Genomic DNA, 254 nt, shown 5'->3' on the forward strand with positions numbered 1-254 from the left:
GGCCGGTGCCGCTAATCCGCGACTGGGTCGACGGCGGTTTCAGCGTGGCGCCGGGCGAGATCGTGCTGCTGGAGAATTGCCGCATGAACCGCGGCGAGGGCAAGGACGACGAGGCTCTCTCGAAGAAGTACGCGGCGCTCTGCGACATCTACTGCATGGACGCCTTCGGCACCGCGCATCGCGCCCAGGCCTCGACCCATGGTGCGATCCGCTTCGCCAAGGTCGCCTGCGGCGGCCCGCTGCTGATGGCCGAG

The 254-nt window shown here is 68.9% G+C and carries 1 protein-coding gene; it reads left to right on the forward strand.

Annotation, left to right across the window (positions count from 1 at the left end):
• On the forward strand, window positions 1-254 hold a 254-nt coding region (gene pgk, locus FLQ44_RS16410), incomplete at both ends, for a phosphoglycerate kinase (protein ID WP_147695274.1).

This window comes from Vogesella mureinivorans, from assembly GCF_007644035.1.
In the GTDB taxonomy this organism is placed as follows: domain Bacteria; phylum Pseudomonadota; class Gammaproteobacteria; order Burkholderiales; family Chromobacteriaceae; genus Vogesella; species Vogesella mureinivorans.